This window comes from Enterococcus sp. DIV0800 (assembly GCF_050559735.1).
GTDB classification, from domain to species: domain Bacteria; phylum Bacillota; class Bacilli; order Lactobacillales; family Enterococcaceae; genus Enterococcus_A; species Enterococcus_A devriesei.
In genome coordinates, this window is record NZ_CP187899.1 from 705,154 (window position 1) to 729,106 (window position 23,953).

Sequence of the window (23,953 nt, forward strand, 5' to 3'; positions counted from 1 at the left end):
ACAGCGACTGCTTTAGCAGAGCTGATGTGGAATAGTACCTACTTGGTTCTTGAAGCTGAGCACTTCTGTCCCAACCTCCTGTTTCTACCGGAAAGGAAGAAAACAATGGCAGAAAACAAAAAAAAGTTTAGTTTAATGAGTGCCATATTATCCGTTATCTGTGTCGTCTTTGTAGCAGAAGCAGCGGCGCCGGTGGCGGCGATCGGAAATTCGCAATTTTTTTGGTGGATCTTCTTATTAGTAGCATTCTTATTACCTTATGGATTAATGTCATCGGAATTAGGAACGACCTATATTGGCGATGGCGGGATTTATGATTGGGTCACAAAAGCTTTCGGACATCGTTGGGGTTCCCGGGTCTCTTGGTACTACTGGATCAATTATCCGTTATGGTTGGCTTCCTTAGCAGTCGTCTGTCCAGGATTGTTGACTACGATTACAGGAATCGAGTTCCCAACGATCGCAGCGATTGTGATCGAGCTGGTCTTCATTTGGGTGATCGTCTGGATCAGTTTTTATCCGGTGGCGGACAGTGTCTGGATTTTGAATGGGGCAGCAGTGATCAAGATGTTGTTAGCAATTTTGATCGGTGCGTTAGGTCTTTATACCTTTGCGACTAAAGGCGCGGCCAATGAATTTACTTTGAGCTCGATGTTGCCAAGTTTCAATTTAGACAGCTTATCCTTTATTTCGGTTATTATTTTCAACTTACTAGGTTTTGAAGTGATTTGTACCTTCGCTGATGATATGGAAAATCCGAAAAAACAAATTCCACAAGCAATTATTGTCGGCGGGCTAGTGATCGCGGCAATCTATATCTTCTCGGCCTTTGGGATCGGTGTGGCGATTCCGACTGATCAAATCAGTACCGGCAGCGGTCTGATGGACAGCTTCAAACTATTGACGGGTTCAACTGGTGGTTGGTTCATTATCTCAATGGCCTTTCTATTCTTACTGACGTTGTTCGGTAATATGATTTCTTGGTCATTAGGGGTAAATAATACGGCTTGTTACGCGGCGGAAAATGGCGATATGCCAAAAATCTTTGCGAAGCGGGGCGGAAAAGACGAAATGCCGATCGGAGCGGCAATCATGAATGGTGTGGTTGCATCGATCGTCGTTGTCATCGCACCTATCTTGCCGAATCAGGATTTATTCTGGGCCTTCTTCTCATTGAACTTAGTGATGTTCTTGATGTCTTATGTTCCAGTGTTCCCAGCCTTCTACAAATTACGCCAAATCGATCCAGATACACCGCGACCATTTAGAGTTGGCGGCAGCGATGGATTCTTGAAAGTTTTAGTGGCGTTACCAATGATTATGATTATTATTTCATTGATCTTTACCGCACTACCACTGCAATTTGATCCAGCAAGTTTAAGTGAGCAACTGCCGATCACGATCGGAGCTGTCGTCTTCACACTCTTTGGTGAAGCGATCATACATGTGAAAAAAATCAAAAAAGAAGGAGTAATTTATCATGGCGAAGAGAATCGAAAAAACAACACCGAAACAAGACGGGTTTAGAATGCCCGGAGAATATGAACCGCAGGAAAAAGTTTGGATGATTTGGCCAGAGCGTCCAGATAATTGGCGTGACGGAGGCAAACCAGCACAAGCGGCCTTTACTGAAGTAGCCAAAGCTATCAGTAAATTCACACCGATGAATGTCGTGGTTTCACAACAACAATTCCAAAACTGTCGTCGTCAATTACCAGAAGATATCACGGTTTATGAAATGTCTAACAACGACGCGTGGATCCGTGACTGTGGCCCAAGTTTCGTGATTAATGACAAAGGCGAATTACGTGGCAATGACTGGGGCTTCAATGCTTGGGGTGGTCTTGTTGATGGGTTGTATTTCCCATGGGATCAAGATGATTTAGTGGCGCAAAAAATTTGTGAGATCGAGCATGTTGACTCTTATCGGACAGCTGATTTTATTTTAGAAGGTGGCTCTTTCCACGTTGATGGCGAGGGTACGGTTTTAACGACTGAAATGTGTCTATTAAGTGAAGGCCGTAACCCCCACATGACGAAAGAAGAGATCGAACAAAAATTATGTGACTATTTGAATTGTGAAAAAGTATTATGGTTAGGTGACGGGATCGATCCGGAAGAAACGAATGGACACGTAGATGACGTAGCTTGCTTCGTCCGTCCAGGCGAAGTGGCTTGTATCTACACTGAAGATGAAAAGAGTCCATTCTATGAAGCGGCGCAGGATGCCTACAAACGTCTGAGTGATATGACTGACGCGAAGGGCCGTAAATTAAAAGTTCATAAGATCTGCTGCCCAATCGAAACGGTCACCATCGATGGCAATTTCAAAATCGATTACGTAGAAGGCACAATGCCGCGTGAGGATGGAGATATCTGTATCGCGTCATACATGAACTATTTAGTAACAAATGGCGGCGTAATTGTTCCGCAATACGGCGACAAGAACGATGCCTTAGCTTTGGAACAATTAGAAATGATTTTCCCAGATAAAGAAATTGTGGGCGTAAATACGGTAGAAATCGTGTATGGCGGCGGAAATATCCACTGTATTACACAACAGCAACCACAAAGATAGGAGTTTCTCATGTCAAAAATTGTAATCGCATTAGGCGGAAACGCGTTAGGTAACTCTGCCAATGAACAATTAACGAAAGCAGAATTAGCGGCCAAATCGATTGCCAATCTAATCTCCGACGGTCATCAAGTCGTGATCGCTCACGGCAATGGCCCGCAAGTCGGCAAGATTCGTTTAGCCTTTGAAGAAACCAGTAAGACGGCGGAAGATACCATGCCGTTTCCTGAATGTACGGCGATGAGCCAAGGCTATATCGGCTATCATTTACAGCAAGCAATCGACGAGGAATTAGTTGCTCGCGATTTGGCTGATATTCCGGTCGTTTCCATGCTGACGCAAGTCGTGGTTGATCCCAAAGACCCGGCTTTCGCTAATCCAACCAAACCCATCGGCGGCTATTATAGTGAGACCGAAGCTCAAAAATTGATGGCTGAAAGCGACGATGTTTATGTCGAAGATGCTGGCCGGGGCTGGCGCCGGGTCGTACCGTCACCTAAACCGGTGGATATTTATGAAAAGATCAGCTTGAAAACCTTAGTCGATGCGGGGCAAGTCGTGATCGCCTGTGGTGGAGGAGGCATCCCGGTGATTTATCAAGGTACTCGTTACAAAGGAGTCGATGCCGTGATCGATAAAGATTTCGCTGCAGCTAAAATGGCGGCACTAATCGACGCAGACGTCTTCATTATTTTAACGGCTGTGGATCACGTCTTTGTCAACTTTGGCAAAGAGAATCAAAAAGCTTTGGAAAATACCTCTGTCGCTGAGATGAAGAAATATATCGCCGAAGATCAATTTGCCCCTGGCAGTATGCTGCCGAAAGTTGAGGCAGCCATTGATTTCGCGGAATCAAAAGCCGGACGCCGAGCAATCATCGCCTCATTAGAAAAAGCGTCCGAAACCTTAGGCGGTAACAGTGGAACAACCGTCCAAATGTAAACAAAAAAATTCCCAGTTATTTAGGTCAATCAACTAAATAACTGGGAATTTTCTATCCAAACTGTAAACGGACTTTCGCAATATCTTTTTTAATAAGTTCCTGCATACTTTCTTTATAGTCGTCCAAGATTAAGCTGTCTAATTTAGCTTGGATCGTTGGGATCAGCGCCGGCTTTGCAGCGGCTAAGTAAGGCAAATAGGGAAGGCATTGCCTTACAACGGGAGCGTTAGGGTCATTTAAAATGGCAAGTAGTTCTAACAAATGCTTTTCAATGATCTCTTCGTTGTCCCACTCAGCGTTAAGCATGAAAAATTTAAAGGCACGTCCTCGACCGCAAGCTTTCTCACATGTTAATGCGGGTAAAAAGAATGATAAATTATTCGCGTAAAGAGGGGACTCTTTACTAGCTGCTTCAATGACATGAAAAGCTGCCAACGCCTCTTTTGTATCTTTAGCGATCAATTGATCAAAAATTTCTTGTTGATCCATCTTCAGACTCCTTTCAAGCGATAGGAAAGGAGCTGGGATATTAATTTGTCTCAGCTCCTATTTCCGTATAAACGGTGTGACAGAAGTAGCTTCTTCGGAAATAAGCCGAAATTTCTTGAAGCTGAACATTTCTGTCCCAACCTCTTTCTCTTAATCTGCTTCCTCTAATTGTTTCTTCAACGTTTCAATTTGTTTATCTAAATCCTTACTTTGATCTTTCGCATCTTGAATTTGATCGCTAACGTGATTCAAGGCGGAATTTTGCTCGGCCTTGGCGTGAGTGTATTCGGCTTCTTTGTTGCGATAAACATTATTGTACTGATCAGACAAGCTGCCACCAGAAGGTTCGACTTGCTGAATCAAGGCAAGTACTTGCTGGGCGTACTGATCGAAGGTCTGCCAATTATCTTGGGTATCCGTAACGATAATCTCGAAACGGCTCAAGGTATCGATTCGGTCTGAGATTAATTGATTGCTAAACGTAGAGGCCTCAGAAACCATTGGCGTATCTAATTTTGCCGTGGTCAGTTCATTCGCTTTTTGTTTAGCTAGCGTGTCTATATCTGTCGTAGCTGCTTGCAACGCGTTTTTCCGTGCCGCTAAGACTTCTTTTGTTTGACTGGAGCGAGTGATTAGCTGACCGTTGACATTTTGAACGGAAGAAGGCATTTGGAAATCCTTATCCTCTTTGCCATTATTTAACAAGTCCATCGTTTGTTTAAAAATGTCCTTCGTCGCTTGGCCGACGATCGCGTTGTCTTGCGGTTGCGGTGTATCATCGCCGATCCAAACTGCAACCGTATAGTAAGGCGTCGCGCCGACCGTCCATAGATCTTTGGCCTCATCGGTGGTTCCGGTTTTGACCGCCCAATATTTATTGTGGTCAAGAGTTAGTCCAGCAGCGGTACCACCGGGATCTTGATGGACCGCCTTCATGGTATCAATAGTTAAGTAGGCGGCATCATCGCTATACACTTTTTGCTGTGCCAAATCATTTTGATTGAAAATCTCTTGCCCATTGTCTTTGCGTTTAATTGTTTGGACATTCAAAGGCGTACGGTAATTTCCTTGATTGACTAAAGTCGCGATACCGCTGGCCATTTCTTGCGTCGTTGCGCCATAGGTCATCCCACCGACAGCAATGATGGGATTGTCATCGGTGACGTCCAGTCCAGTAAATTGCATTTGCGCTAAAGGTTGGTAGATCGGTTCCTTCAGCTCGTCCCGATTTTCCGAAGCCAGTTTATAGGCGACGACATTGGAGGAGATCGCCAAAGCGTTGCGCAAGGACAGCGTTCCTTTTGAAGCGTTGTAGACATTATTTGGATACGTATTGTTGGGACGATCATCAGAGATCGTAGAAGTCTCCAACAATCCGCGCTCATAAGCCGGCGCATAGGAAACGAGGGGCTTGATCGCTGATCCCGGTTGACGGAAGGATAGAAAGGCCCGATTGTAATGATTGCCTTCTTCGCCCCGACCACCGATACTAGCGACCACATCGCCGGTTTGATTGTCGATCACTGTCATCGCAGCTTGCTTCGTATAGAAATTATTGTCGCCCCGATCTTGCCAGGTGTTCATGACGTTGCTGACGATTCCTTGTAGCTGATCGTGAAGACTGGGATTAATATTTGTGGTGATTTGATAGCCACCAGAAAGGATCCGCTGATAAACTTTGTTATAAGCCGTTTTGTATTCTTCGTTGTACCGATCTTCTTCTTCTTTAGAATCAAACTGATATTGGAAACGGAAGTCCTGTTGGCCCATCAGCACTTTGGCCGCAGAATCGACGGCTAGAGCCACTTCATTGTTGTCTAATTGATTGTTCAAGGCATTTTGATGGATCTTAGCCGTGAAATCGTCCTTTACCGCTTGATCATATTGTTCCTTTGTAATATAACCTTGCGTCGACATTTGTTTTAAAATCAATTTGGCCCGCTTCAACGCATTTTTTTTATTATCTGTGGGGTCAAAGATGCCGGGGTTGTTGGTGATCCCAACGAGCGTGGCTTTTTCTAATAAAGTCGTATCGTTGATGGACTTGCCAAAGTAAACTTTGGCCGCTGCGTTGATCCCGTATGCACCGTGTCCAAAGTAGACATTGTTTAAATAATATTCCAAGATCTGATGCTTTGAAAAACGCTTTTCTAAAGCCTGTGCCATGACCATTTCTTCGATTTTCCGCGAAATGGAGACCTCCGGCGTCAAATAAATATTTTTGACTAGCTGCTGGGTAATAGTTGAGGCACCACGAATGCCTCGACCAGTCGCCGCATTCACCGCTACTGTCAATAAGCCTTGGGTATCCACACCATGATGTTCATAAAAACGCCGGTCCTCAATCGCAACTAAGGCCTCAGATACTAAAGGGTCCATTTTTTTATAGGTCATATAATCACGTTCTTGGGTTTTTAATTCCTTAATAACTTGACCATTTGCATCTAAAATTGTGGTGGGATAATGCTGCTTAAAGTCGCTTTCTTGAATTTTTGCCGCATGCTCCTCACCGGCGTCAATCGCCGCCGTGACTTCTTTTCCATAACGCTGGAAGAAGAAGACCGTACCAGCGATGATGACTAAAAGTATTACCGCCAAAACACTGAGAGAAATTTTGGTTGCTTTTGTCAACTTGCCTCGTTTTTTACCCCGCGATTTTTTTTTGTCAATTGCTTCATGTTGTTTTTTCTGTTGGATGTCTTTTCTTTTTGCCATAATCCTGCCTATCCTATAAAAATCATTTCTTTTAGTGTAATAGAAAATGACTGCAATGACTATTAAATTCATATCTTTCAAGAAAAATTTAGATTAATTACTAAAATTTATTGGATTTTCGATAGAAAAGCTTGACGCTCGCAGCATTTGTCGCCACAATAAAGTGGAGATGAGGTGACCTATGAACACAGCAAAAAAATGGCTGATCTTCTGGGGCGTTCTGGCAGCACTATTCGTTGGAACTTTTGCAATCGTATTAAGTGGAAATTTCCCGCAATTTACGATTCCATTCAGTGTTTTCGCGAGTGATGACAAAGGGGAAAAAAAAGAAGAATTACCCAAGCTGCCGACTTTAGCTTTAAAAGACGTGAATGATCAAACCTTGCTGGCGACACAAACACAAAAAATCACTGATTTGAATCAAGCTCTCAGTGATAGCCAAAATTTTTCCAGCTCTCAAGGGATGGCAGATATATTAGAAAAAATTTATGGTCCATCGCAGGACAAGAAAAATCTTTTTGATTTTTATCGCAAGATTTATCCGATGGTCAGTTCGGATGAGAGCGGCTTTGTCAGTATCAGCTTGATTGGTTTTGGCCAGCGTTTAATAGAAGAAAAGCCCCAGATGACTCAACGTCAGCTCTGGAGCTTCACGGATACTAGCGGAACGCGACATGATTATACGGTTAGTCTGACTTTTAATGAGAAAGAATTGACCAGCCTAACAGCGGAGGATGGCAGTGATGCGAAATCTGTGATTACGCAAGCCGATACGTACTTAGATAAATCGGCTGATTTCGAGACAGCTTGGTCGGAGCTGGTTCGACGCGGGACCGATACACAGCTTTATCGACAAATGAAAAAGGCTGGCTTAGACAGCAATCAGACAGAATTCAAAGCACTAGAAAAGAGCATCAATGTGACCGAACCAGCGGGCTTCTTTGACTTATTTAAAGCAACCCAAGGGGATTTGGCCCATGCGTATCTGTCAGGTTTTTATCACACCAACACACCGACCGACGGACAATCGGATTATTATTTCCGCGTGCCGACCTCGGCAAAAGCCGTGACTAATTTCACGGTAGTCTATGACCGTTTACAGCAAAAAATTATTTCAATCCATAAACAATAATCGAAACAATCAAAAAGACAGCCCATTAATGGGCTGTCTTTTTATGTTTATCCGATCAATTTATTAAATAAAAATTTAAATATACGGAGCTTAGCGTTTATTGAAACAATTTTTTATCATAATCTGAATAATATATATTTGTTTTGATGGATTATGGATATTTATTACAAAAATTGTTATATTCTAGGCAACAGGAAGGATTAGAAAGGTCAATTTCCTTTTGAAAGGAACTGAGAGAGGTTTTTCTAATCAAGTTTAATAAACTATTTTCTTGTTGAGGGGGTGGTAGATGCAACTCTGATTCTGTTTTTGGCCAAAAACAATTTCCTAAAAAGCTACATTAAGAAGGCAATGGATTGGTAACCCATCTTGCCAACTGTAGCGTTAATATTCAAGCAAAGGGTTATTTGTGGTGGTTACTAATAGGCATTAACAGAAAAGGAGAAAGAAATGAAGGGTAAAACATTCACTAAAAAACTACGGAGTGTGTTTTCGTTGGTAATGATGCTGTGTATGACGGTCACTTCTTTAGGGATACCGGCCGAAGTATTTGCGGCAGATAGTGACACGCCAGCAAATGTAGCAGCTAAATATAATAAGGACCAAAATTGGACGACGATCGAATTTGATAAGGTTGAAGGGGCCGAAAGCTACAATGTTTACCGGGCAGAGACGCAAGCGGGTCAGTTTGAACGAATTCAAACACTAGCCGGCAATAAGACCTTCACCGTTGATGATTTTATGAAGTTGGAAGTTGAAGGGACATTGAAGGCCGATTATCTTTACTACTACAAAGTCTCAGCTGTAGTGGAGGGGAAAGAGCAAACAGCGACTGCGCCAGTAGCCAATCAAGATGTAACTACGCAATCGACGGAAACCAAAATTGACGAAGCAGCAGATGCACCGCAAACGGATGTCGAGGCCGACACTTATGGTTCATCAAAGCATAAAACAGGATGCGATGGCAAACACAGTGGTCGGACATGTAACAATAATGCTGGAAAGCATGACAAGGATTGCGATAAAAACCACAGCAACGGTCGGAAATGTAACACTAACAACTGGAAACACGACGACGATTGTGATAAAAAACATAGTGGCAAGAATTGCAACAAAAATAATTGCAAACATGAGCCTGACTGCGATAAAAATCATAGTGGCAACAATTGCAATAACAACAATTGTAAACACGATCCCGACTGTGACAAAAATCATAATGGCAACAACTGTAACAGCAACAACTGGCATCACAAACCAAATTGTGACGAAAAACATAACGATAAAAACTGTAACAACAATTGGAAACATCATGACGATTGCGATAAAAACCACAGCGGCAAAGAGTGTAACCATAACAATTATAAAGAAAAATGGGATGCTGTTAAAAATGTTTGTGTGACAGAAACACAACATCATTGGTTAAAACTTAGCTGGGAATCAAAAGGCAGCAATGCTGAGTACAAGATCTTCCGGGCAACCAACAAATGTAATGATTACAATTCCGGCAACTTTAGAGAAATCGCGACAGTTACTGGAAAGACAACCTACAATGACATCAAATTAAATCATAATACTACTTACTGCTACAAGGTTATGGTGAAACGTCCGAAAGTTTGTCCATATACGATTGAGACCGTTAGCAGTTCAAATGTCGGTAAATTCACGGTTTGCGGAACTACCTTGAATCCAAATATCAAAGCAAAGGCGGTTTCTGACAAAGCGATCAAAGTTACTTGGACAAATACGAAGAGCGACAACGGCTCAACACGTTTTGCGACTAGCTATACACTGTATCGTAGTAAGACAAATAATATCAATCAGGCGACTGTCATTAGAGTTAATGGGAAGCAAGATGGTTCTGAAATGACTTACTTAGACGATTGCTTAGACCAATGTACGACCTACTTCTATTGGGTGAAAGCGAATTATGGTCAATGGAGCAACTGGGTCAGCCCACAGTGGGGCTCAAGTTGTGCTACGACGTTGAAGAAAAAAGAAATTGGTAATGGATTGAGAGGCTGCATCAAAAATAAATTAATGTGTGGCTGCATTCCAACACGTTACTACGGAGCACAGATCTTCTTAGGTACCCAAAACCCAAATTCATTGGATTATACAAAAGTACGTGTTTATCGCAGAACTAGCGGTTGCGGCTATGGTTCCGCTTATAAGACCATTGACGTTCGTTATGCGAAATATATGAACGGTTCTTTTGGAAGAGGGTATTATCTTGACTCAGGGTTGAGTGAGGTGTGCTTATCAAGAGGAACTCATTACTTTGCGATTCAAGCTGTTGGATTTGATTGCGGCAAAGAAATTACGGGACCAATCAAAGAAATCGGCTGTGTTTCAGTCAGATAATTAAAAAGTGTTAGGTTAAGGGGTTAAAAGTGTTTAAAAAATAGAAACAACCGTTTTTGATCTGCTTTAATAGCAAGATCGTCCATTTAAAAAAGTGTTGGGAGAGGGGTCTCCTAACACTTTTTTTTAATCGATAAAAATAGCTTCATGACCGGTATAAGGTAAGAATTTTTCAAATAAATCTTTCGTTTTCAGCTTCATGTAATTGGTTACGGACCCTGAGCTGCAGCCATACCATTCCCGCTCAGCAACCGATTGGTCAAAAACTAACTGAATCTCGTGATCTGAGTCTAGCAATAAACCAAAAATCGTTGCTGCTCCAGGGATAACGCCTAAACGTTCCTTCAATAAATCAGCAGAGGCAAAAGAGACACGAGGGATTTCCAATTTTTTACCAAATTCTTTTGTAACAAACTTAAAATCTGCCGGAGTGATGTAAAGATAAAACTTGGTCTTTTTCTGATTGCATAAAAAGATAGTTTTGACGACTTCAATGCCTAAACGATTGTCGATATCAATGCAATCTTCCATTGTCAGCGCTTCCCCAGTGGCTACCTGATGGAAAGGAATCTTCAATTGAACCAATGTTTCGTAAGTTTTCTTTTCCAGGTCGGAACCAAATTCGCTGGGTGCGCTAGTGTGCATTTCGCTAACGTATACCATAGCAGCCTCCTTGTTGTTTGTGATAAATACAACAATACCTTTTTTTAATCAAATTCTCAACTCAAATTTGATTTTTCTGGTGGTAATTCCAAGTCTTTTTTGACTATTCGCTCCAAAACGGCTTCGATCTCTAAATAATCAGTCTCTGATATTTTTGAACGAATGATCGCAGATTCTTGATTCTCAGATAAAAAAGCTTTGAACGAAGGAGAGGTGCCAATAATTAATTGAGCCTGCGAAGGTTCTTCCACAAAAGTCAAAAGATAGCGATTTTTAAAATGCAAATCGATCTTTTCTTGAATAAAGGTGCTAAATAGTTCACTTAGCTCAGAAAAAGCATAGACCGAAATGCGTGGAAGGCAATTTTCTAATGGGAAAAGAGCCACACAAGTCAACAAAGAGTAGAGACGCAACTGCCGGCGATCGTATTCTGGTACTGCTTTGACAAATGCCTCCCAGAAAGCATGAAAACGGCGGTAATAATAAGGATACTGGTTTCTAGTTGCTTTCAGATCGACTTTTTCACTCACCCCATCTAAGAAGTGATCGTCTAACTTAAAAAACTGATAGGAAACGTAAAGTTGTTTCAGTTTTCTGGTGACAAATCTCTGTTCCTCTGAATTGAGGGGGCGGAAATACTGTTGAAAAAGTGTCATCCATTGCTTCGCAGGATAATCCACATAGAATTTTTGTTCCGGATCTTTTGGTTCCAATTCAAAATGATTTAAGTGCGAGCAGTACAAAGCATAGAGAAAGAATTTCCACTCATTGAGACTGAAAAATTTTAAATAGGCTGGTTTTTTCGGGAACCGATAGGGTTTAAACCAGCTCTTTTCAGCATCATTGAATGACAGTTCGGCTTTTTTACTTAAGGATTGTTGCGTAATGTAAAGCCAAAAACTGATCATCTCAATATTGGTTGGATTGTTTAGAATTTTCAGACTATTGGCGATCTCTTTGGCTAATCGCAGATATTTCTCACTATCTTTGACCGGTTCGATCTGTTGAAACTGGTGATGCAGACCGCGAGAAAAAATATAGTAAAAGCGGCGAATATCGATTTCTCGTCCTTTTAAACTAATTTGGGCAGAGCAAGAAATATATAAGTGATAGTGAGCAAGCTCTTGGTTAATTTCTTTTATTTTACGCCGTAATGTCGACTCACTAATAGTTTGATCCATACAAAATTGGATCGCAGAAAGCTTTCGCTCTGCTAAGACCTTTTGTAAAATCACAAAGGCCAAATCACTTTTATATAAATACGTGATCAAGGATTGAAGGTTAGTAGAAGAACGCTCTAACTGAATGCCGCGCCCGTTGTTCATCCGGAGATTCAAGGAATAGCCGTCTTCAAAATAAAGATTATAAATAATCCCTTGCAGCTCTTTGCAATTCATTCGAATTGTTCCGAGACTGGAGTGTCCAATCTTCATTTGCAACTCCTTTAAAGTAATGGGTGTTTGCAAGCAGTCTAGGATCTCAATTATTTGTAATTTTAACAGCGTATTCTTATCCATTCCCAACATTCAGAAAACCTCCTATCAACGTTATTAAATCATCGCTCTTAATATAATAAAACTTATTGTCAGTAAATACAAATAATTTCCTAATAAGTAATAAAAAGTTAGTTGTAAAAAGACGAAAAAATAAATAAGATTCCTTTTTTTAAATATCAAAACGCTATTTTTATAAAAGCTTGAAATTTAAATAGACAAATAAAAGATTTTCTTTAAAAAAAGGGTATTTTTTTATGTCGGGAGTCATTCGTAATAGAACGCGATCTTTGGTAAGTGTTCGACGCTTAGAATGGCTAAACATTCTTTTTGACCAGCTTAACTGCGTTTTTTAATAGCTAAGTTTAAAAGTATTTGCTCACAAAATGAACGTGAGATAGAGCGAATATGTTTAATAAATAGAAACAGGAGGAACAGTACATGAAAAAAATGAATTTGTTGTTGTCTGTAGTGGTTTTTGTTGGAACTTTAGGAGCCCCGCTTAGCGCTATGGCCTTGTCTGATGCGGAGTACACCACAAACGGAATGATTACTTTCGAGCCTTCCGAAGAGGAAACAAAACCGGTCGATCCTACCGATCCTACGAAACCGATCACTCCAATTGATCCCACTGATCCTAATGGTCCTGAGGAAGGAACCGCAGGCCCCTTGTCGCTTGACTATGCTTCTAGTTTGGATTTTGGAAAACAGAAAATCACTTCATCAAAGCAGGTTTACTATGCGAAAGCACAGACGTATCTCGATGGAAGCGGACAATCAAAGACTGGTCCCAACTATGTCCAAGTAACTGATAATCGCGGAACCGAAGCAGGCTGGCAGTTACAAGTTAAACAAAATAGTCAGTTTAAAACCATGGACAACGAGGAATTAACAGGTGCCCAAATCACTTTCAAAAACGGGACAATAATCTCTGCTTCTGAATCTGCAAAACCAACTGGTGTAGCGATGATCACAGTCATGCCAACGGATGAGTTGACGGATGTGATGATGGCGTCAGAGGGACAAGGAGCCGGGACCCATCTGTTGACTTGGGGAAATGACCAAGCAACGGCCGAAAAGAGTATTGAATTATCTGTTCCGGGTACGACCACAAAATACGCGAAGAAATACGAAACTACTTTTACTTGGGTGTTAGCAGATACACCTAAAAATTAATCAATAAAATAAGAGGTGCGATCAAACGCCTCTTATTTTTTCGAAGGGAATCGTGTGTATGAAAAGGTTTTGTCAATGTGGAATATTAAGTTGCTTATTTTTATTCATGTGCCTGGTAGGGGATAAAAGCGCTGCGGCAGAATTTCATTTTTCGGTGCTACCACAAATACCTGAAAATCAAATTGATGCGACGAACAGTTATTTTGATTTATTGCTGCAACCTGATCAGCGGCAAGACTTAGGGGTAGTGTTGCGGAATGATACAGATAAGCCAGTAGTCGTGGAGGTTGGGGTAGCTAGCGCCACTACCAATAGCAACGGAGTGGTGGAATACAGTCAGAATGCGATCAAAAAAGATGACAGCTTGATTTATGATTTAAAAAAGCTAGTCGAAGCTCCTAGCGAAGTGACTATCCCGCCTCATACTGACATCAAATACGCTTTAACTGTACATATGCCAAACACGAGCTTTTCCGGCATCCTCGCTGGAGGACTTACCTTCAAGGAAAAAAGAAGCGAGACGACGAATAGACAAAGATCAAATCAAAAAGGATTAGCAATTGAAAATGAATATTCCTACGTTGTGGCTTTGTTGATGCGGCAGCATGAAGAAGAGTTAGCACCAGATTTGAAATTAATCAAGGCCAGCGCTGGACAAGTGAATGCTCGTAATGTAATTCAAGCCAATTTACAAAATCCCAAGGCTAGCTATCTGAATCAATTGGTTTGTCAGACGACGATTACAAAGTTGAATTCAAAGAAAAAAAGCTACAGGAATACTCAAGCCGATCTGCAAATGGCTCCGAATTCCAATTTCAACTTGACGATACCGATAGAAGAAGCCTTGGATTCGGGTAAATATGTGATTCGAGTTGAAGCCTATAGTAATCAAGCTGAGAGCGGCGATTTTTCTTTAAAAAATAATGATAAAACTGAAAACTATCACTATCATTGGTCACTGCAAAAAGAATTTGATGTAAAGGCCGAAGAAGCCAGTAAATTGAATGCTTCAGACGTAACGATCAAGGAATCGGATGATGCGTTCTTTGATTATTTACTGGCTGGGTTGCTTTTTTTAGTGGGGGTTTTATTAGGGCTGATTCTTCTTTTAGGCAGGCAGCGAAGATCAATAACATACGAACGTCATAGCCGGAAATAGCGGAAAAACCATCTGAGTGGCTGTATTTTGTTCACATTTTCTTCTAATGGTATTTTTTCTAATTTGTTTCTGGAGTATAATGGAATAATAAGACGAAAAGGAGCAAACGATGAAAATCTCAGAAATGAAAAATATTGGTGTAGTGAATGAAGAAAAATTGGCGCAAGTGGGCATCAATACTCCGGATGAGCTGAGGAAATTAGGGACGGAGCAGGCCTTTTTGAAAATCCGCCACTTAGTCGATGATGGCGCGTGTCTGCATTTGTTATATGGCTTAGAAGGAGCAATCTTAGATATTCCTAAGCGAGAACTGTCAGAGCGACGCAAATCAGAGCTGAGGGATTTCTTTAGGCACTTAAATTAGAAGTTTCTGGGTTTACTTGCTAGTAAAAGCCATTCACGATACACTACAGGCAAAAAGGGAAGTGGCTTTTTGTATTTAATAGCATTAGTAATTTTTATCATTCTCGTTGGGATCTATAATATTTATATCAATCTTGCTCGCCGGAGAAAGAAGCAGGTATCATCCTTAATGGTAAATATCCAAGTTTCGCTAAATCTTCTTTTAGTGATTGTAGGATTGATTTATTTAATCTTTGGCTAACACGATAAATAATCGATTTCAAACTAAAAAATCAGGCTTCCCTCCGAATTGTTGGAAAGAAGCCTGATTTTTAACTTATTCATGCTTAGCGACTGTAGACGATTTCTGCACCAAAAGGCATCAACGCTAAGCGTGCCAGCTTCAATGATTGAGCTGCAAAGGGAATCCCAACGATGGTGATGCATAGTAAGGCAGCGCTAATTAAATGCCCAATCGCCAATGGTACACCTGAAACAATCAGCCAAATAATATTGACAATAAAGTTCACGCCAGTAACACGATAAACCACGTCTTTACCAAACGGCGCAAAGCTCAAGGCAGCAAATTTAAAACATTGTAAGCCAATAGGAATCCCTATGATGCTAATACACCACAAAATCCCTGCCAAACACCAAGTTAAACCGCCAATTAAGCCCCCAAAGATCATCCAAATTAAATTTCCAATACATGACATGAGCTCTTCACCCCTTTATAATAAGTGTAGCATGAAAAAATTTATTTTCCTCCGCCTTGGGAAGGATTTTGCGAGGATAGGTCAGTTTGAAAATCGACTTTATTTTCCGGAAGAAAATAGATACCTTAATAGGAAAAAGGATGCTAGTTCCACTTTTCGCAGTTTACGAAGGAGAATCTACCGATAAATTTGTAGCTGAAAAAAGGTAGCTAGGGCATAGTGGAATGATATACGGCTTGAAAATCGACTTTATTTTCTGGAAAAAAATAAATACCTTAATAGGAAAAAGGATGCCAGTTCCACTTTTCGCAGTTTACGAAAGAGAACCTCCGGATAAATTTGTAACCGAAAAAAGGTAGCTAGGGCATAGTGGAATGATATACGGCTTGAAAATCGACTTTATTTTCTGTAAGAAAATGAATACCTCAATAGGAAAAAGGATGCCAGTTCCACTTTTCGCAGTTTACGAAAGAGAACCTCCGGATAAATTTGTAACCGAAAAAAGGTAGTAAGAACATAGTGGAATGATATACGGCTTGAAAATCGACCTTATTTTCTGGAAGAAAATAAATACATTAATAGGAAAAAGGAGATCACATGAGAGAAGCTTTCGAATTATTATCAGTGGATCAAAAAACAACTCTTCACGGGTATCATTGGAGCTGTCCGGCTCCTTGGGCTGTTTTGCAAATCACCCATGGGATGGCCGAACATATTTTGCGATATGACGAATTAGCAACATACTTAAATGCTCTGGGAATTGCAGTGATTGGACACGATCATTTAGGTCATGGCAAGTCTATCCATCAGCAGCCGCAAGGTTATTTCTATGATGAAAAGACAACATTTGGTTTAATCAAAGATTTGTATCAGGTGACTGAATGGGGAAAAATCCGCTATCCTGATCTGCCATTGTTTGTTTTAGGACACAGCATGGGTTCTTTTGTTGTGCGAAACTATTTATTTGATCACGGCGAGGAAATTGACGGTGCAATCTTGATGGGAACTGGACAGCAACCCCTTTGGCTAACGCAAATGGGACGGCAAACAGCTAAAATCTTAAGTCGCATTCAGGGAGAAATGCACCCCAGCAAGCTGATTGATCGCCTGGCCTTTGGGAATATGAACCGCAAAATTTCGAACCGGCGAACAGATAAAGATTGGCTGTCGAGTGTGGCGGCGGAGGTCGATGCCTATTTGTTGGATCATAACTGTGGGTTCCTTTTTACGTTAAATGGCTATCATGAACTTTTTTCTATGATTATTCGAAGTCAAGATGCCACGGAAATGAAGAAGGTTCCTAAAGATTTGCCATTGCTTTTTTTAGCTGGAAACGACGATCCTGTGGGGGATTTTGGCAAAGGCGTAATGAAGGCAGCTCAAGCCTATCAAAGTGCTGGATCGACAAAAGTTACTGTTAAACTCTATGAAAATGCCCGTCACGAAATTTTGAATGAACGCCAGAAGCAAATTGTTTTTCAAGATATTTGCAAATGGATGGAAAAGTTTTCGGATAAATGATATTATTGTAAAAATTTTATTTGATCGAGGGATTTTATGAAAGCAGAATTTTTGATTGATTACTGCCAGCAAAAAGAATGGCACGTAGAAGAAGGGCATCGCCAATCACCAATTGATATTCAAACGAGCCAGATAGAAATGAATCAAGATCTGGGAGAAGTGCAGGTAGCCTTTACAAACAACACAGCCACCTTTTTGAACAACGGTCAAAATCTGCAACTATTAAACGCGGGAGAAGCCTGTTTAAATAAGCGCTTGTTTCATTTTGTTCAAGTTCATTTTCACGCAGATTCAGAGCATCAAATCAATGGTGAAAAATTTCCCTTGGAAGGACATTTTCTTTTTCAAGCAGTCAATGGACAGCAGGCGGTTATCGGCGTCTTGTATCAGCTAGGGGCACATAATGCTGATTTCGAACAAGTCCTTAACCAATACGATCACCAGCAAGGTGAGGGAGAATTCTCAACTGCTGGTTTGATTCCGGAAAATAAAAGCTACTATCATTATATCGGTTCATTGACTACGCCGCCTTTGACCGAAGGCGTGGAATGGTATGTCATGGAGCATCGCTTAGAGATATCAGCGGAACAACTGAAGCGTTTCGTTGCAATCCATGGGAAAAATAATCGTGACTGTCAAACCTTGTATCAACGAAAAGTACTGCATTATCAAGCATAAAAGCCGTTTTCCAATATTGGAAAACGGCTTTTTTACTGTAACTTAAGAGTGCTCATGCGACCTCTTCTAATGATCTCGACCGCGACGTGATCTTGGCTTGTGTCTAACTTGCGGTTCCAATTCAGCGATCAATTTATTCATAATGTGATCAAATTGTTCCTTTTCCTCGTGGGTTAAGGCTTCTAAAACAATCGGACGAAAGTCGTCACTTTGTTGGGCGGCGATTTTACCGCGACTAGTTAAATGGATGTTCATCACTCGTTTATCCGCTTCGGATTTTTCTCGTGTGATGTATTCTTTTTTTTCTAACTTGCGAATCATCTCTGAGGCGGATTGTGGTCGCATATCTAACTGGTTGACTAAGTCTTTTTGTGTAATCGTTCCATGATTGCGAATAATATTTAAAATCTGGCCTTGTCCACGGTTGCGATTCTCAAATTTGATCGGTCCACGCGAATTTTCGCGAAAGAATTGTGTGAATAAACTGTTTAGCTCCATATATTTATTGGTTAAGGCAATATTTAACTCCTGTTCGTTCATTCGCTTGCTCCTTCAAGTTCATCTTCAAACCCTATTTTATCAGGTTACCGAAATAATTCAATTTGTAAATGAATTGAAAGAGCGGGCTGTATTTATTATTTTCAGGCGTTCGCTGGTTGGATGCACGTCCGTGTGCGCTTGGATCAAAATAGCATCCGTGTTTATTCATTTTCTTTATTTCAAAACGCCTTTTTGAATATTCATTTTATTCTTTTGAAGAGTATCAAAATGAATAAAAAACAGAAATGGATTTATTGTATTTTTTATTTAACGATTCAATAAAAGAATAATCTCGATTTTTGAAAATTTAAAAGAACATTCAATAACAATTTTTTTGAAAAAATGTAAATTCTTTTTTGTGTAAAATAGAATAATAAGAATCTTTTCAGCAAAACTTTATTTAGCTATTGATTATGAAGTCTTTTGTAAGAAATAATTTGAAAGTAGGGGGGAAGCGAGATGGATTTTCGTGATTTATTGAGTCCAAGTACCAAACGTCATTTACAATTAGTCGAAGCCATTTATTACAGCCCTGATGGTGCAGCCTCTAGTGATCAGTTGCTAGGTGTATTGGCCTGTTCAATGACTTCCTTACTGAAGGATGTCAAATCGATCAATGAACGACAGTCGAATTTGCAGGTTATAAAGTACAAAGGTTTGTATCGGTTGAAAGCAGCCGATCACGCCAATATTCGTTCGCTTTACGGCGATATTTTGTCTAACTCCTTTGAATACAAATTAATCGAAGAACTGCTTTACGAGGAGTCTCATGGGATTGTCACGATGGCAGAACGAGTGTTTACCAGCTCCTCTAACGTACAGCGTTATCTAAAACGAATTGAGAAGGTATTCAAAAAGACCGGGATTCGTTTGTGCTACCGCCCCTTAAGATTAGAAGGCGATGAAATGTTGATTCGTGAATTTTATCATAGTTATTTCATTGAAAAAGAATCGGGTTTTGAGATACGTTTTCCTAAACTGACTCAAGAGCAGCTGCTGACTGTCTCAAAGATGATTATGAATTTTTTAGAGGTCAATGAGTATCGAGATCGTTATTTATTTCAAAAGGACGCGGTCTTTCGGACGATCATCAGTTTGTGGCGGATAAAAAATGGTCATAGTTTCCCGCAGTCAGAACTCAGGACCAATTGTCTGAAATCCCCTACGCTCGAAGGTTTGACCGCTTTTAAGGAAACGGTGACGAAAGTGTTTTCGCTGGAAGTGACAGATGACGTATTTCGAGACATTAATTGGCGTTCGTTTTCCGATGCGTGTGTCCTGAATTACGCTCACCAGACGCAGGCCATTGCGGAAAATCGAAAATATGGTGAAATGTTTGAAGGGCATCGCTTTCTAGTGGGGCAATTTAATGAGCTGATGGCTCATGCCCTCAACCCGTCTATGATTGATGAAATTGCTCGGATCTTGACTGTTTACTTCTATCCTTTTTATAAGAAAAAAGAACTGATCATTGATTTGCGAAACCCGCGAAAACGATTCATTGAAGGATTGTCAAAGGATTATACTAGTACGACGGTGAAGGTGTTCAGTCTAGTTCAGCAATTTATTGAGGCGTATTCATTTGTTCCAAAGGAGGCGGTGAATTATTATGTCTATTTGCTGGTGACCTTGGTGAAGGATAGCGCGGATATCATCGAGTTACAGAACCGAAAGTTGCATTTCCTGTTTATTGGGGATGTGATGCGTTTGGAGGAGCAACACCTAGTGGAATATATCCGCCAAAGCTGTCACGGCAACTTTGAGTTGCATCAATTTGAGTATCGAAATCATGATGATTTTGATTTTTGGCAGGAGATTAAGAAATACGACGGGCTGATCACGACTTGTTTGGTGAAAAATGTGCCGGATAGTTTTCCGGTAGCGGTGATCGATGCGTTGCTACCTGTTCAAATTATTCATAAAGTGCAAGACTTGATCGAGACTTGTTTGAGTGATCAAAAATAGACGAAGGCAAATTCAATTTTTTCTTACGTGAGGAGAAAATTGATTCAACAAGTTTAAGCGAATATTGACGGGGAAAAGGATGACAGCTAATAGGGCGGTCATCCTTTTTTGAATCCTTAACTGAATAGGGCCAAGCGGGATTATTTCTCAAGTAGGATGGTTATGATAGGTTTAACTTATCAATTGATAAATAAAAATGAAACTGGGGGAATGATCATGATTTCTTGGTTAAAAATAGTTGGTGTCGCAGCAGTCTCTTTTTTAGCGTTAGATTTTTTTTGGCTATTAGTGGTCGCGCGGAAAATGTATCAACAATATTTGGGGAATTTAATGGGGCAAACGAGGTTTGGCCCAGTAGCAATTTTTTATCTGATTTATTTACTAGGAATATTGTTTTTTATTGTTAATCCAGCCTTAGAAAAAAATAGTTTGTTATACGCGATTGCCGCAGGAGGCTTTTTAGGTCTACTGTGTTACGGCACTTACGATCTGACCAATTTAGCTACGATCGCCAACTGGCCGATCCGTGTAACCGTGGCGGATCTGATTTGGGGAACCTTTGTAACAGCGACAGTCTCAGGGATCACCGTCTTTGTTGCTCAGCATTTTAATTGGAGGTAATTGGGATGGAAATGACACAAGTGAATCAATCAATCGATCCAAAAAGATTACGTTTGGCTTTTCAACAAGGGGCGCTTCAACTGATCCAGCATAAGCAGCGGTTAAATCAGATTAACGTATTCCCTGTTTCAGACGGGGATACCGGCAGCAACTTGGCTTCTTTGATGCAAGCGATCTTGGAAGAAACAACAGGGGAAAGTCAGACGGTACTTGAAGTTTTTGAAAAAGTCGCCGACGCCTCGCTAATTGGCGCTCGCGGAAATTCTGGGATTATTTTCGCACAATATTTTAATGGCATCTACAATCATTTACTAAAGTTAGAAGAAACCAACTCAGTCAAAAGCTTCTTGGAAAGCGTAAAAGTCGCGATCACCGAAGCCTATCAAGCAATCGAACGGCCAGTAGAAGGCACAATTATCACGGTGATCCGTTCGTGGGCGGAAGCTTTGAGTAACGGCGAGCCAAATTTAGAAAATTTATTGTCAAATGCCTTATCAACAGCTAAAATCGCACTGGAAAATACACCAAATCAGTTAAAGGTTTTAAAGAAGAACCACGTAGTAGATGCTGGCGCGCAAGGCTTCTATTTATTTATCGAGGGCTTCACTCATGCATTTTTGGCGAAAAGTGGTTTGCAGCTGGTAGAAGCAAAGCAACAGAAAATCACACTTGACTATAACGAAGAAAATCATGCCCAGGTAACGGAACCTCTTCAACGTTATTGTACAGAGATTTTATTGGATCAGGTCCAATTAACGAAGCACGACTTACAGGAACACTTGAAAGGTTTCGGTGATTCCTTAGTAGTAGCGGTGAACCGTGGGAAAGCTCGAATTCATATCCACACAAACAAACCAGCTGAGGTCTTGGCGTACTTAAGCGCAGTCGGTCAACCGATTCAACAAAAGGCCGACGATATGCTGCTGCAATATCAAGTAAATAAGCAAAGAAGAGCGCCAATTGCTTTAGTAACTGATTCTATTGCAGATTTGCCCGCAGAGTATTTATTAAATAACCAAATCCATGTTTTGCCGATGAATATTTTGATTGACGAGACGAGTTATATTGACAAAATCACGATCCAAAGCGATCAATTTTTAGCAATGGCTCAGCGAACAGCAGCCACTAGCTCACAGCCAACATTGAAAACAGTGGACAATCTTTTTTCATTTTTGGAAACACGTTATGAAGCAATTTTAGTAATCACCGTCGCTAGCAAGCTCAGTGGCACCTTCCATACCGTTAAAGAAGCGGCGAAACGCAGAAGCGGAACCCGCATTGAAGTCATCGATTCTCATCAAAATTCTGCGGCGCAGGGCTTACTAGTAATGGCTGCGAATGAATGGATTCAAGCAGGACGATCCTTTGGTGAAATCGCTGCTGCCGCTTTAACGAAAAGAGATCAAATGAATATCTTAGTTAGTGTCAATGACCTGAATCCTATGATTCAGTCAGGAAGGATTCCCCAAGCTGTTGGACGGCTGGCTAAGATGGTCAATTTGAAACCTATCGTTAGCTTAGATTCTTTAGGGGATGGCAAGCTGAGTAATTTTGCTTTTAGTCAAGCGGGAAACGAAAAGAAAATTTTGGCGGAGGTGATTAAAGCGAACGAAGAGAAGATTATTAAACGTTATGCTCTGATCCATGCTGACGAGCTGGCGAAAGCGCAGCGCTGGGGGCAAGAATTGCAAAATAAGCTAGGCTTTGGACCAAGCTTTATTACCGATGTTTCAACGGTGGTAGCAATGAGTGCTGGCGTTGGGAGCGTGGCGGTAGCTTATGAGTTGGAAGAGGAGGACGTCAACTAATGGTAGCGATCATTCTGATTATTTTATTTCTTTATTTCACCGTTTTGTTTTTTATCGCTCAGGCGCTGCATAATAACTCCATTGTTGATATCGCTTGGGGAATCGGTTTTGTGCTTGTCGCTGTGACTGGATTTTTATTGAAGCCGGAAAAAACGACGGCGGCTTTGTGGGTGCTAGGCTTAGTGACGATCTGGGGCTTGCGGCTCTTTTTCCACTTAGCCAAACGTAATATCGGCAAGCCTGAGGATTACCGCTATATCAATATGCGGAAGCGCTGGGGTAACCATTTTGCGAAGTTAAAGGCTTTCTTGAACGTTTTTGTTTTACAGGGTGTTTTGTTAAGTATCGTTGCTTTGCCAATTTTTTTGACGATGACGAGTAACAATGACGCGTTTCATTGGTGGAACAGCTTAGGTGTATTTGTTTGGCTAATGGGCTTTGGTTTTGAGACGATCGGAGATTATCAGTTGACACTGTTTAAAAAAGTTCCCAATAACCGAGGCAAGTTGTTGACTACGGGACTCTGGTCGTTGACGCGGCATCCTAATTATTTTGGTGAGGCACTTAGCTGGTGGGGAATTTTTCTGATCAGTTTGACTCAATGGCGCAATCTTTGGGGGATCATTGGCCCAGTCACAATCACGTTATTATTGCTGTTTGTTTCAGGAGTGCCCCTACTAGAAAAGAAAAATCGGCAAAAAGCCGGGTATCGCGAGTATGCGAACCAAACACCAAAATTCTTGCCTTTCTTTGGAAAAAAAGGATTATAGAAAATCTGTAGAAGGTATAAATTATATTTTTCAACACGATAAAGAAGTGGGATTGTGAAAGTCTTTTATTGACTTATCGCAATCCTATTTTTATTATCGATTGATTTATTCGCTTATTTGAGAGTAATGTTATTCTGACAAACAAGCTACTTTCTTTCCGTGTTTGTCATCAGACTAATTTAGCATCAACCCTTCGTTGATTATTGGTTTTTCAAGTGTTTGGTGTGAAACGATTTCTAGTTAATGAAATAATTATCTGTTTTATGCCCTCATTGTTCTGTGCAGA

At 40.9% G+C, this 23,953-nt stretch carries 20 protein-coding genes; 14 read left to right on the plus strand and 6 right to left on the minus strand.

Annotation, left to right across the window (positions count from 1 at the left end; all coding sequences use genetic code 11):
- Positions 1–105 precede the first annotated feature (105 nt).
- From IGI54_RS15325 to arcC, 3 genes are read left to right on the plus strand one after another with little or no spacing between them, the layout of a single operon-like run.
- A complete protein-coding gene (locus IGI54_RS15325; RefSeq protein ID WP_071862009.1) occupies positions 106–1,527 on the plus strand; it encodes an APC family permease in 1,422 nt (473 codons plus the stop codon).
- Entirely contained in the window at positions 1,481–2,578 is a 1,098-nt protein-coding gene (gene aguA, locus IGI54_RS15330; RefSeq protein WP_071862008.1) for an agmatine deiminase, read from the plus strand. The genes IGI54_RS15325 and aguA overlap by 47 nt, the downstream gene beginning before the upstream one ends.
- Before the next feature lie 9 nt (positions 2,579–2,587).
- Positions 2,588–3,517, plus strand: coding sequence for a carbamate kinase (gene arcC / locus IGI54_RS15335; RefSeq protein WP_216430329.1), 930 nt, complete (start codon positions 2,588–2,590; stop codon positions 3,515–3,517).
- A gap of 52 nt (positions 3,518–3,569) precedes the next feature.
- On the opposite strand, the gene IGI54_RS15340 is transcribed toward arcC, so the two are convergent.
- Both IGI54_RS15340 and IGI54_RS15345 read right to left on the minus strand, forming a co-directional pair.
- On the minus strand, positions 3,570–4,007 hold the full coding sequence (locus IGI54_RS15340; protein ID WP_430621737.1) for a hypothetical protein: 438 nt from the start codon (positions 4,005–4,007) through the stop codon (positions 3,570–3,572).
- Between the two features lie 150 nt (positions 4,008–4,157).
- On the minus strand, positions 4,158–6,722 hold the full coding sequence (locus tag IGI54_RS15345) for a transglycosylase domain-containing protein (RefSeq protein WP_430621738.1): 2,565 nt from the start codon (positions 6,720–6,722) through the stop codon (positions 4,158–4,160).
- 181 nt (positions 6,723–6,903) lie between these two features.
- Between IGI54_RS15345 and IGI54_RS15350 the strand changes: the two genes are divergently transcribed.
- Together IGI54_RS15350 and IGI54_RS15355 are read left to right on the plus strand one after the other, a co-directional pair.
- A complete protein-coding gene (locus IGI54_RS15350; RefSeq protein WP_430621739.1) occupies positions 6,904–7,854 on the plus strand; it encodes a hypothetical protein in 951 nt (316 codons plus the stop codon).
- Positions 7,855–8,304: 450 nt separating this feature from the next.
- Positions 8,305–10,215, plus strand: a complete 1,911-nt coding sequence (locus IGI54_RS15355) for a hypothetical protein (protein ID WP_430621740.1) — start codon at positions 8,305–8,307, stop codon at positions 10,213–10,215.
- Between the two features lie 126 nt (positions 10,216–10,341).
- Here the strand turns inward: IGI54_RS15355 and IGI54_RS15360 are convergent, their stop codons facing one another.
- Both IGI54_RS15360 and IGI54_RS15365 read right to left on the minus strand, forming a co-directional pair.
- Complete coding sequence (locus IGI54_RS15360; protein WP_071862002.1) at positions 10,342–10,878, minus strand: prolyl-tRNA synthetase associated domain-containing protein; 537 nt, start codon at positions 10,876–10,878, stop codon at positions 10,342–10,344.
- Between the two features lie 56 nt (positions 10,879–10,934).
- Positions 10,935–12,404, minus strand: a complete 1,470-nt coding sequence (locus IGI54_RS15365; protein WP_071862001.1) for a helix-turn-helix domain-containing protein — start codon at positions 12,402–12,404, stop codon at positions 10,935–10,937.
- 408 nt (positions 12,405–12,812) lie between these two features.
- Between IGI54_RS15365 and IGI54_RS15370 the strand changes: the two genes are divergently transcribed.
- The 3 genes from IGI54_RS15370 (at position 12,813) to IGI54_RS15380 (ending at position 15,070) form a co-directional block, all read left to right on the plus strand.
- Positions 12,813–13,547: a WxL domain-containing protein gene (locus IGI54_RS15370; RefSeq protein WP_071862000.1), complete on the plus strand. Its 735-nt coding sequence runs from the start codon at positions 12,813–12,815 to the stop codon at positions 13,545–13,547.
- Positions 13,548–13,701: 154 nt separating this feature from the next.
- Positions 13,702–14,706: a DUF916 and DUF3324 domain-containing protein gene (locus IGI54_RS15375; protein WP_430621741.1), complete on the plus strand. Its 1,005-nt coding sequence runs from the start codon at positions 13,702–13,704 to the stop codon at positions 14,704–14,706.
- Positions 14,707–14,815: 109 nt separating this feature from the next.
- Positions 14,816–15,070, plus strand: a complete 255-nt coding sequence (locus IGI54_RS15380) for a TfoX/Sxy family DNA transformation protein (RefSeq protein WP_071861998.1) — start codon at positions 14,816–14,818, stop codon at positions 15,068–15,070.
- A 325-nt stretch (positions 15,071–15,395) separates the two neighbouring features.
- Here IGI54_RS15380 and IGI54_RS15385 read toward each other — a convergent pair whose 3' ends face one another.
- A complete protein-coding gene (locus tag IGI54_RS15385; RefSeq protein ID WP_071861997.1) occupies positions 15,396–15,764 on the minus strand; it encodes a YccF domain-containing protein in 369 nt (122 codons plus the stop codon).
- Between the two features lie 597 nt (positions 15,765–16,361).
- Between IGI54_RS15385 and IGI54_RS15390 the strand changes: the two genes are divergently transcribed.
- Both IGI54_RS15390 and IGI54_RS15395 read left to right on the plus strand, forming a co-directional pair.
- Positions 16,362–17,285 carry an alpha/beta fold hydrolase gene (locus IGI54_RS15390; protein ID WP_071861996.1) on the plus strand — a complete coding sequence of 308 codons (924 nt, stop codon included), beginning with the start codon at positions 16,362–16,364 and terminating at the stop codon, positions 17,283–17,285.
- A 36-nt stretch (positions 17,286–17,321) separates the two neighbouring features.
- Positions 17,322–17,963: a carbonic anhydrase family protein gene (locus IGI54_RS15395; protein ID WP_071861995.1), complete on the plus strand. Its 642-nt coding sequence runs from the start codon at positions 17,322–17,324 to the stop codon at positions 17,961–17,963.
- 66 nt (positions 17,964–18,029) lie between these two features.
- Here IGI54_RS15395 and IGI54_RS15400 read toward each other — a convergent pair whose 3' ends face one another.
- The gene (locus IGI54_RS15400) at positions 18,030–18,503 is read right to left on the minus strand and encodes a MarR family winged helix-turn-helix transcriptional regulator (RefSeq protein WP_071861994.1); all 474 of its coding nucleotides are present in this window, start codon (positions 18,501–18,503) and stop codon (positions 18,030–18,032) included.
- Between the two features lie 459 nt (positions 18,504–18,962).
- On the opposite strand from IGI54_RS15400, the gene IGI54_RS15405 reads away from it, so the two are divergent.
- From IGI54_RS15405 to IGI54_RS15420, 4 genes are all read left to right on the plus strand, one after another.
- Positions 18,963–20,468 carry a helix-turn-helix domain-containing protein gene (locus tag IGI54_RS15405; protein ID WP_430621742.1) on the plus strand — a complete coding sequence of 502 codons (1,506 nt, stop codon included), beginning with the start codon at positions 18,963–18,965 and terminating at the stop codon, positions 20,466–20,468.
- A 216-nt stretch (positions 20,469–20,684) separates the two neighbouring features.
- Complete coding sequence (locus tag IGI54_RS15410) at positions 20,685–21,089, plus strand: DUF2177 family protein (RefSeq protein ID WP_430622002.1); 405 nt, start codon at positions 20,685–20,687, stop codon at positions 21,087–21,089.
- A gap of 5 nt (positions 21,090–21,094) precedes the next feature.
- Entirely contained in the window at positions 21,095–22,897 is a 1,803-nt protein-coding gene (locus IGI54_RS15415) for a DegV family protein (protein WP_430621743.1), read from the plus strand.
- The gene (locus IGI54_RS15420; RefSeq protein ID WP_216430316.1) at positions 22,897–23,667 is read left to right on the plus strand and encodes a DUF1295 domain-containing protein; all 771 of its coding nucleotides are present in this window, start codon (positions 22,897–22,899) and stop codon (positions 23,665–23,667) included. The genes IGI54_RS15415 and IGI54_RS15420 overlap by 1 nt, the downstream gene beginning before the upstream one ends.
- Positions 23,668–23,953: the final 286 nt, after the last annotated feature.

What these genes read in the sequence shown, in the direction of transcription:
- IGI54_RS15325 (WP_071862009.1), top strand. Translation starts at nt 106, where the DNA reads ATGGCAGAAAACAAAAAAAAGTTTAGTTTAATGAGTGCCATATTATCC.
- aguA (WP_071862008.1), top strand. Translation starts at nt 1,481, where the DNA reads ATGGCGAAGAGAATCGAAAAAACAACACCGAAACAAGACGGGTTTAGA.
- arcC (WP_216430329.1), top strand. Translation starts at nt 2,588, where the DNA reads ATGTCAAAAATTGTAATCGCATTAGGCGGAAACGCGTTAGGTAACTCT.
- IGI54_RS15340 (WP_430621737.1), bottom strand. Translation starts at nt 4,007, where the DNA reads ATGGATCAACAAGAAATTTTTGATCAATTGATCGCTAAAGATACAAAA.
- IGI54_RS15345 (WP_430621738.1), bottom strand. Translation starts at nt 6,722, where the DNA reads ATGGCAAAAAGAAAAGACATCCAACAGAAAAAACAACATGAAGCAATT.
- IGI54_RS15350 (WP_430621739.1), top strand. Translation starts at nt 6,904, where the DNA reads ATGAACACAGCAAAAAAATGGCTGATCTTCTGGGGCGTTCTGGCAGCA.
- IGI54_RS15355 (WP_430621740.1), top strand. Translation starts at nt 8,305, where the DNA reads ATGAAGGGTAAAACATTCACTAAAAAACTACGGAGTGTGTTTTCGTTG.
- IGI54_RS15360 (WP_071862002.1), bottom strand. Translation starts at nt 10,878, where the DNA reads ATGGTATACGTTAGCGAAATGCACACTAGCGCACCCAGCGAATTTGGT.
- IGI54_RS15365 (WP_071862001.1), bottom strand. Translation starts at nt 12,404, where the DNA reads ATGTTGGGAATGGATAAGAATACGCTGTTAAAATTACAAATAATTGAG.
- IGI54_RS15370 (WP_071862000.1), top strand. Translation starts at nt 12,813, where the DNA reads ATGAAAAAAATGAATTTGTTGTTGTCTGTAGTGGTTTTTGTTGGAACT.
- IGI54_RS15380 (WP_071861998.1), top strand. Translation starts at nt 14,816, where the DNA reads ATGAAAATCTCAGAAATGAAAAATATTGGTGTAGTGAATGAAGAAAAA.
- IGI54_RS15385 (WP_071861997.1), bottom strand. Translation starts at nt 15,764, where the DNA reads ATGTCATGTATTGGAAATTTAATTTGGATGATCTTTGGGGGCTTAATT.
- IGI54_RS15390 (WP_071861996.1), top strand. Translation starts at nt 16,362, where the DNA reads ATGAGAGAAGCTTTCGAATTATTATCAGTGGATCAAAAAACAACTCTT.
- IGI54_RS15395 (WP_071861995.1), top strand. Translation starts at nt 17,322, where the DNA reads ATGAAAGCAGAATTTTTGATTGATTACTGCCAGCAAAAAGAATGGCAC.
- IGI54_RS15400 (WP_071861994.1), bottom strand. Translation starts at nt 18,503, where the DNA reads ATGAACGAACAGGAGTTAAATATTGCCTTAACCAATAAATATATGGAG.
- IGI54_RS15405 (WP_430621742.1), top strand. Translation starts at nt 18,963, where the DNA reads ATGGATTTTCGTGATTTATTGAGTCCAAGTACCAAACGTCATTTACAA.
- IGI54_RS15410 (WP_430622002.1), top strand. Translation starts at nt 20,685, where the DNA reads ATGATTTCTTGGTTAAAAATAGTTGGTGTCGCAGCAGTCTCTTTTTTA.
- IGI54_RS15415 (WP_430621743.1), top strand. Translation starts at nt 21,095, where the DNA reads ATGGAAATGACACAAGTGAATCAATCAATCGATCCAAAAAGATTACGT.
- IGI54_RS15420 (WP_216430316.1), top strand. Translation starts at nt 22,897, where the DNA reads ATGGTAGCGATCATTCTGATTATTTTATTTCTTTATTTCACCGTTTTG.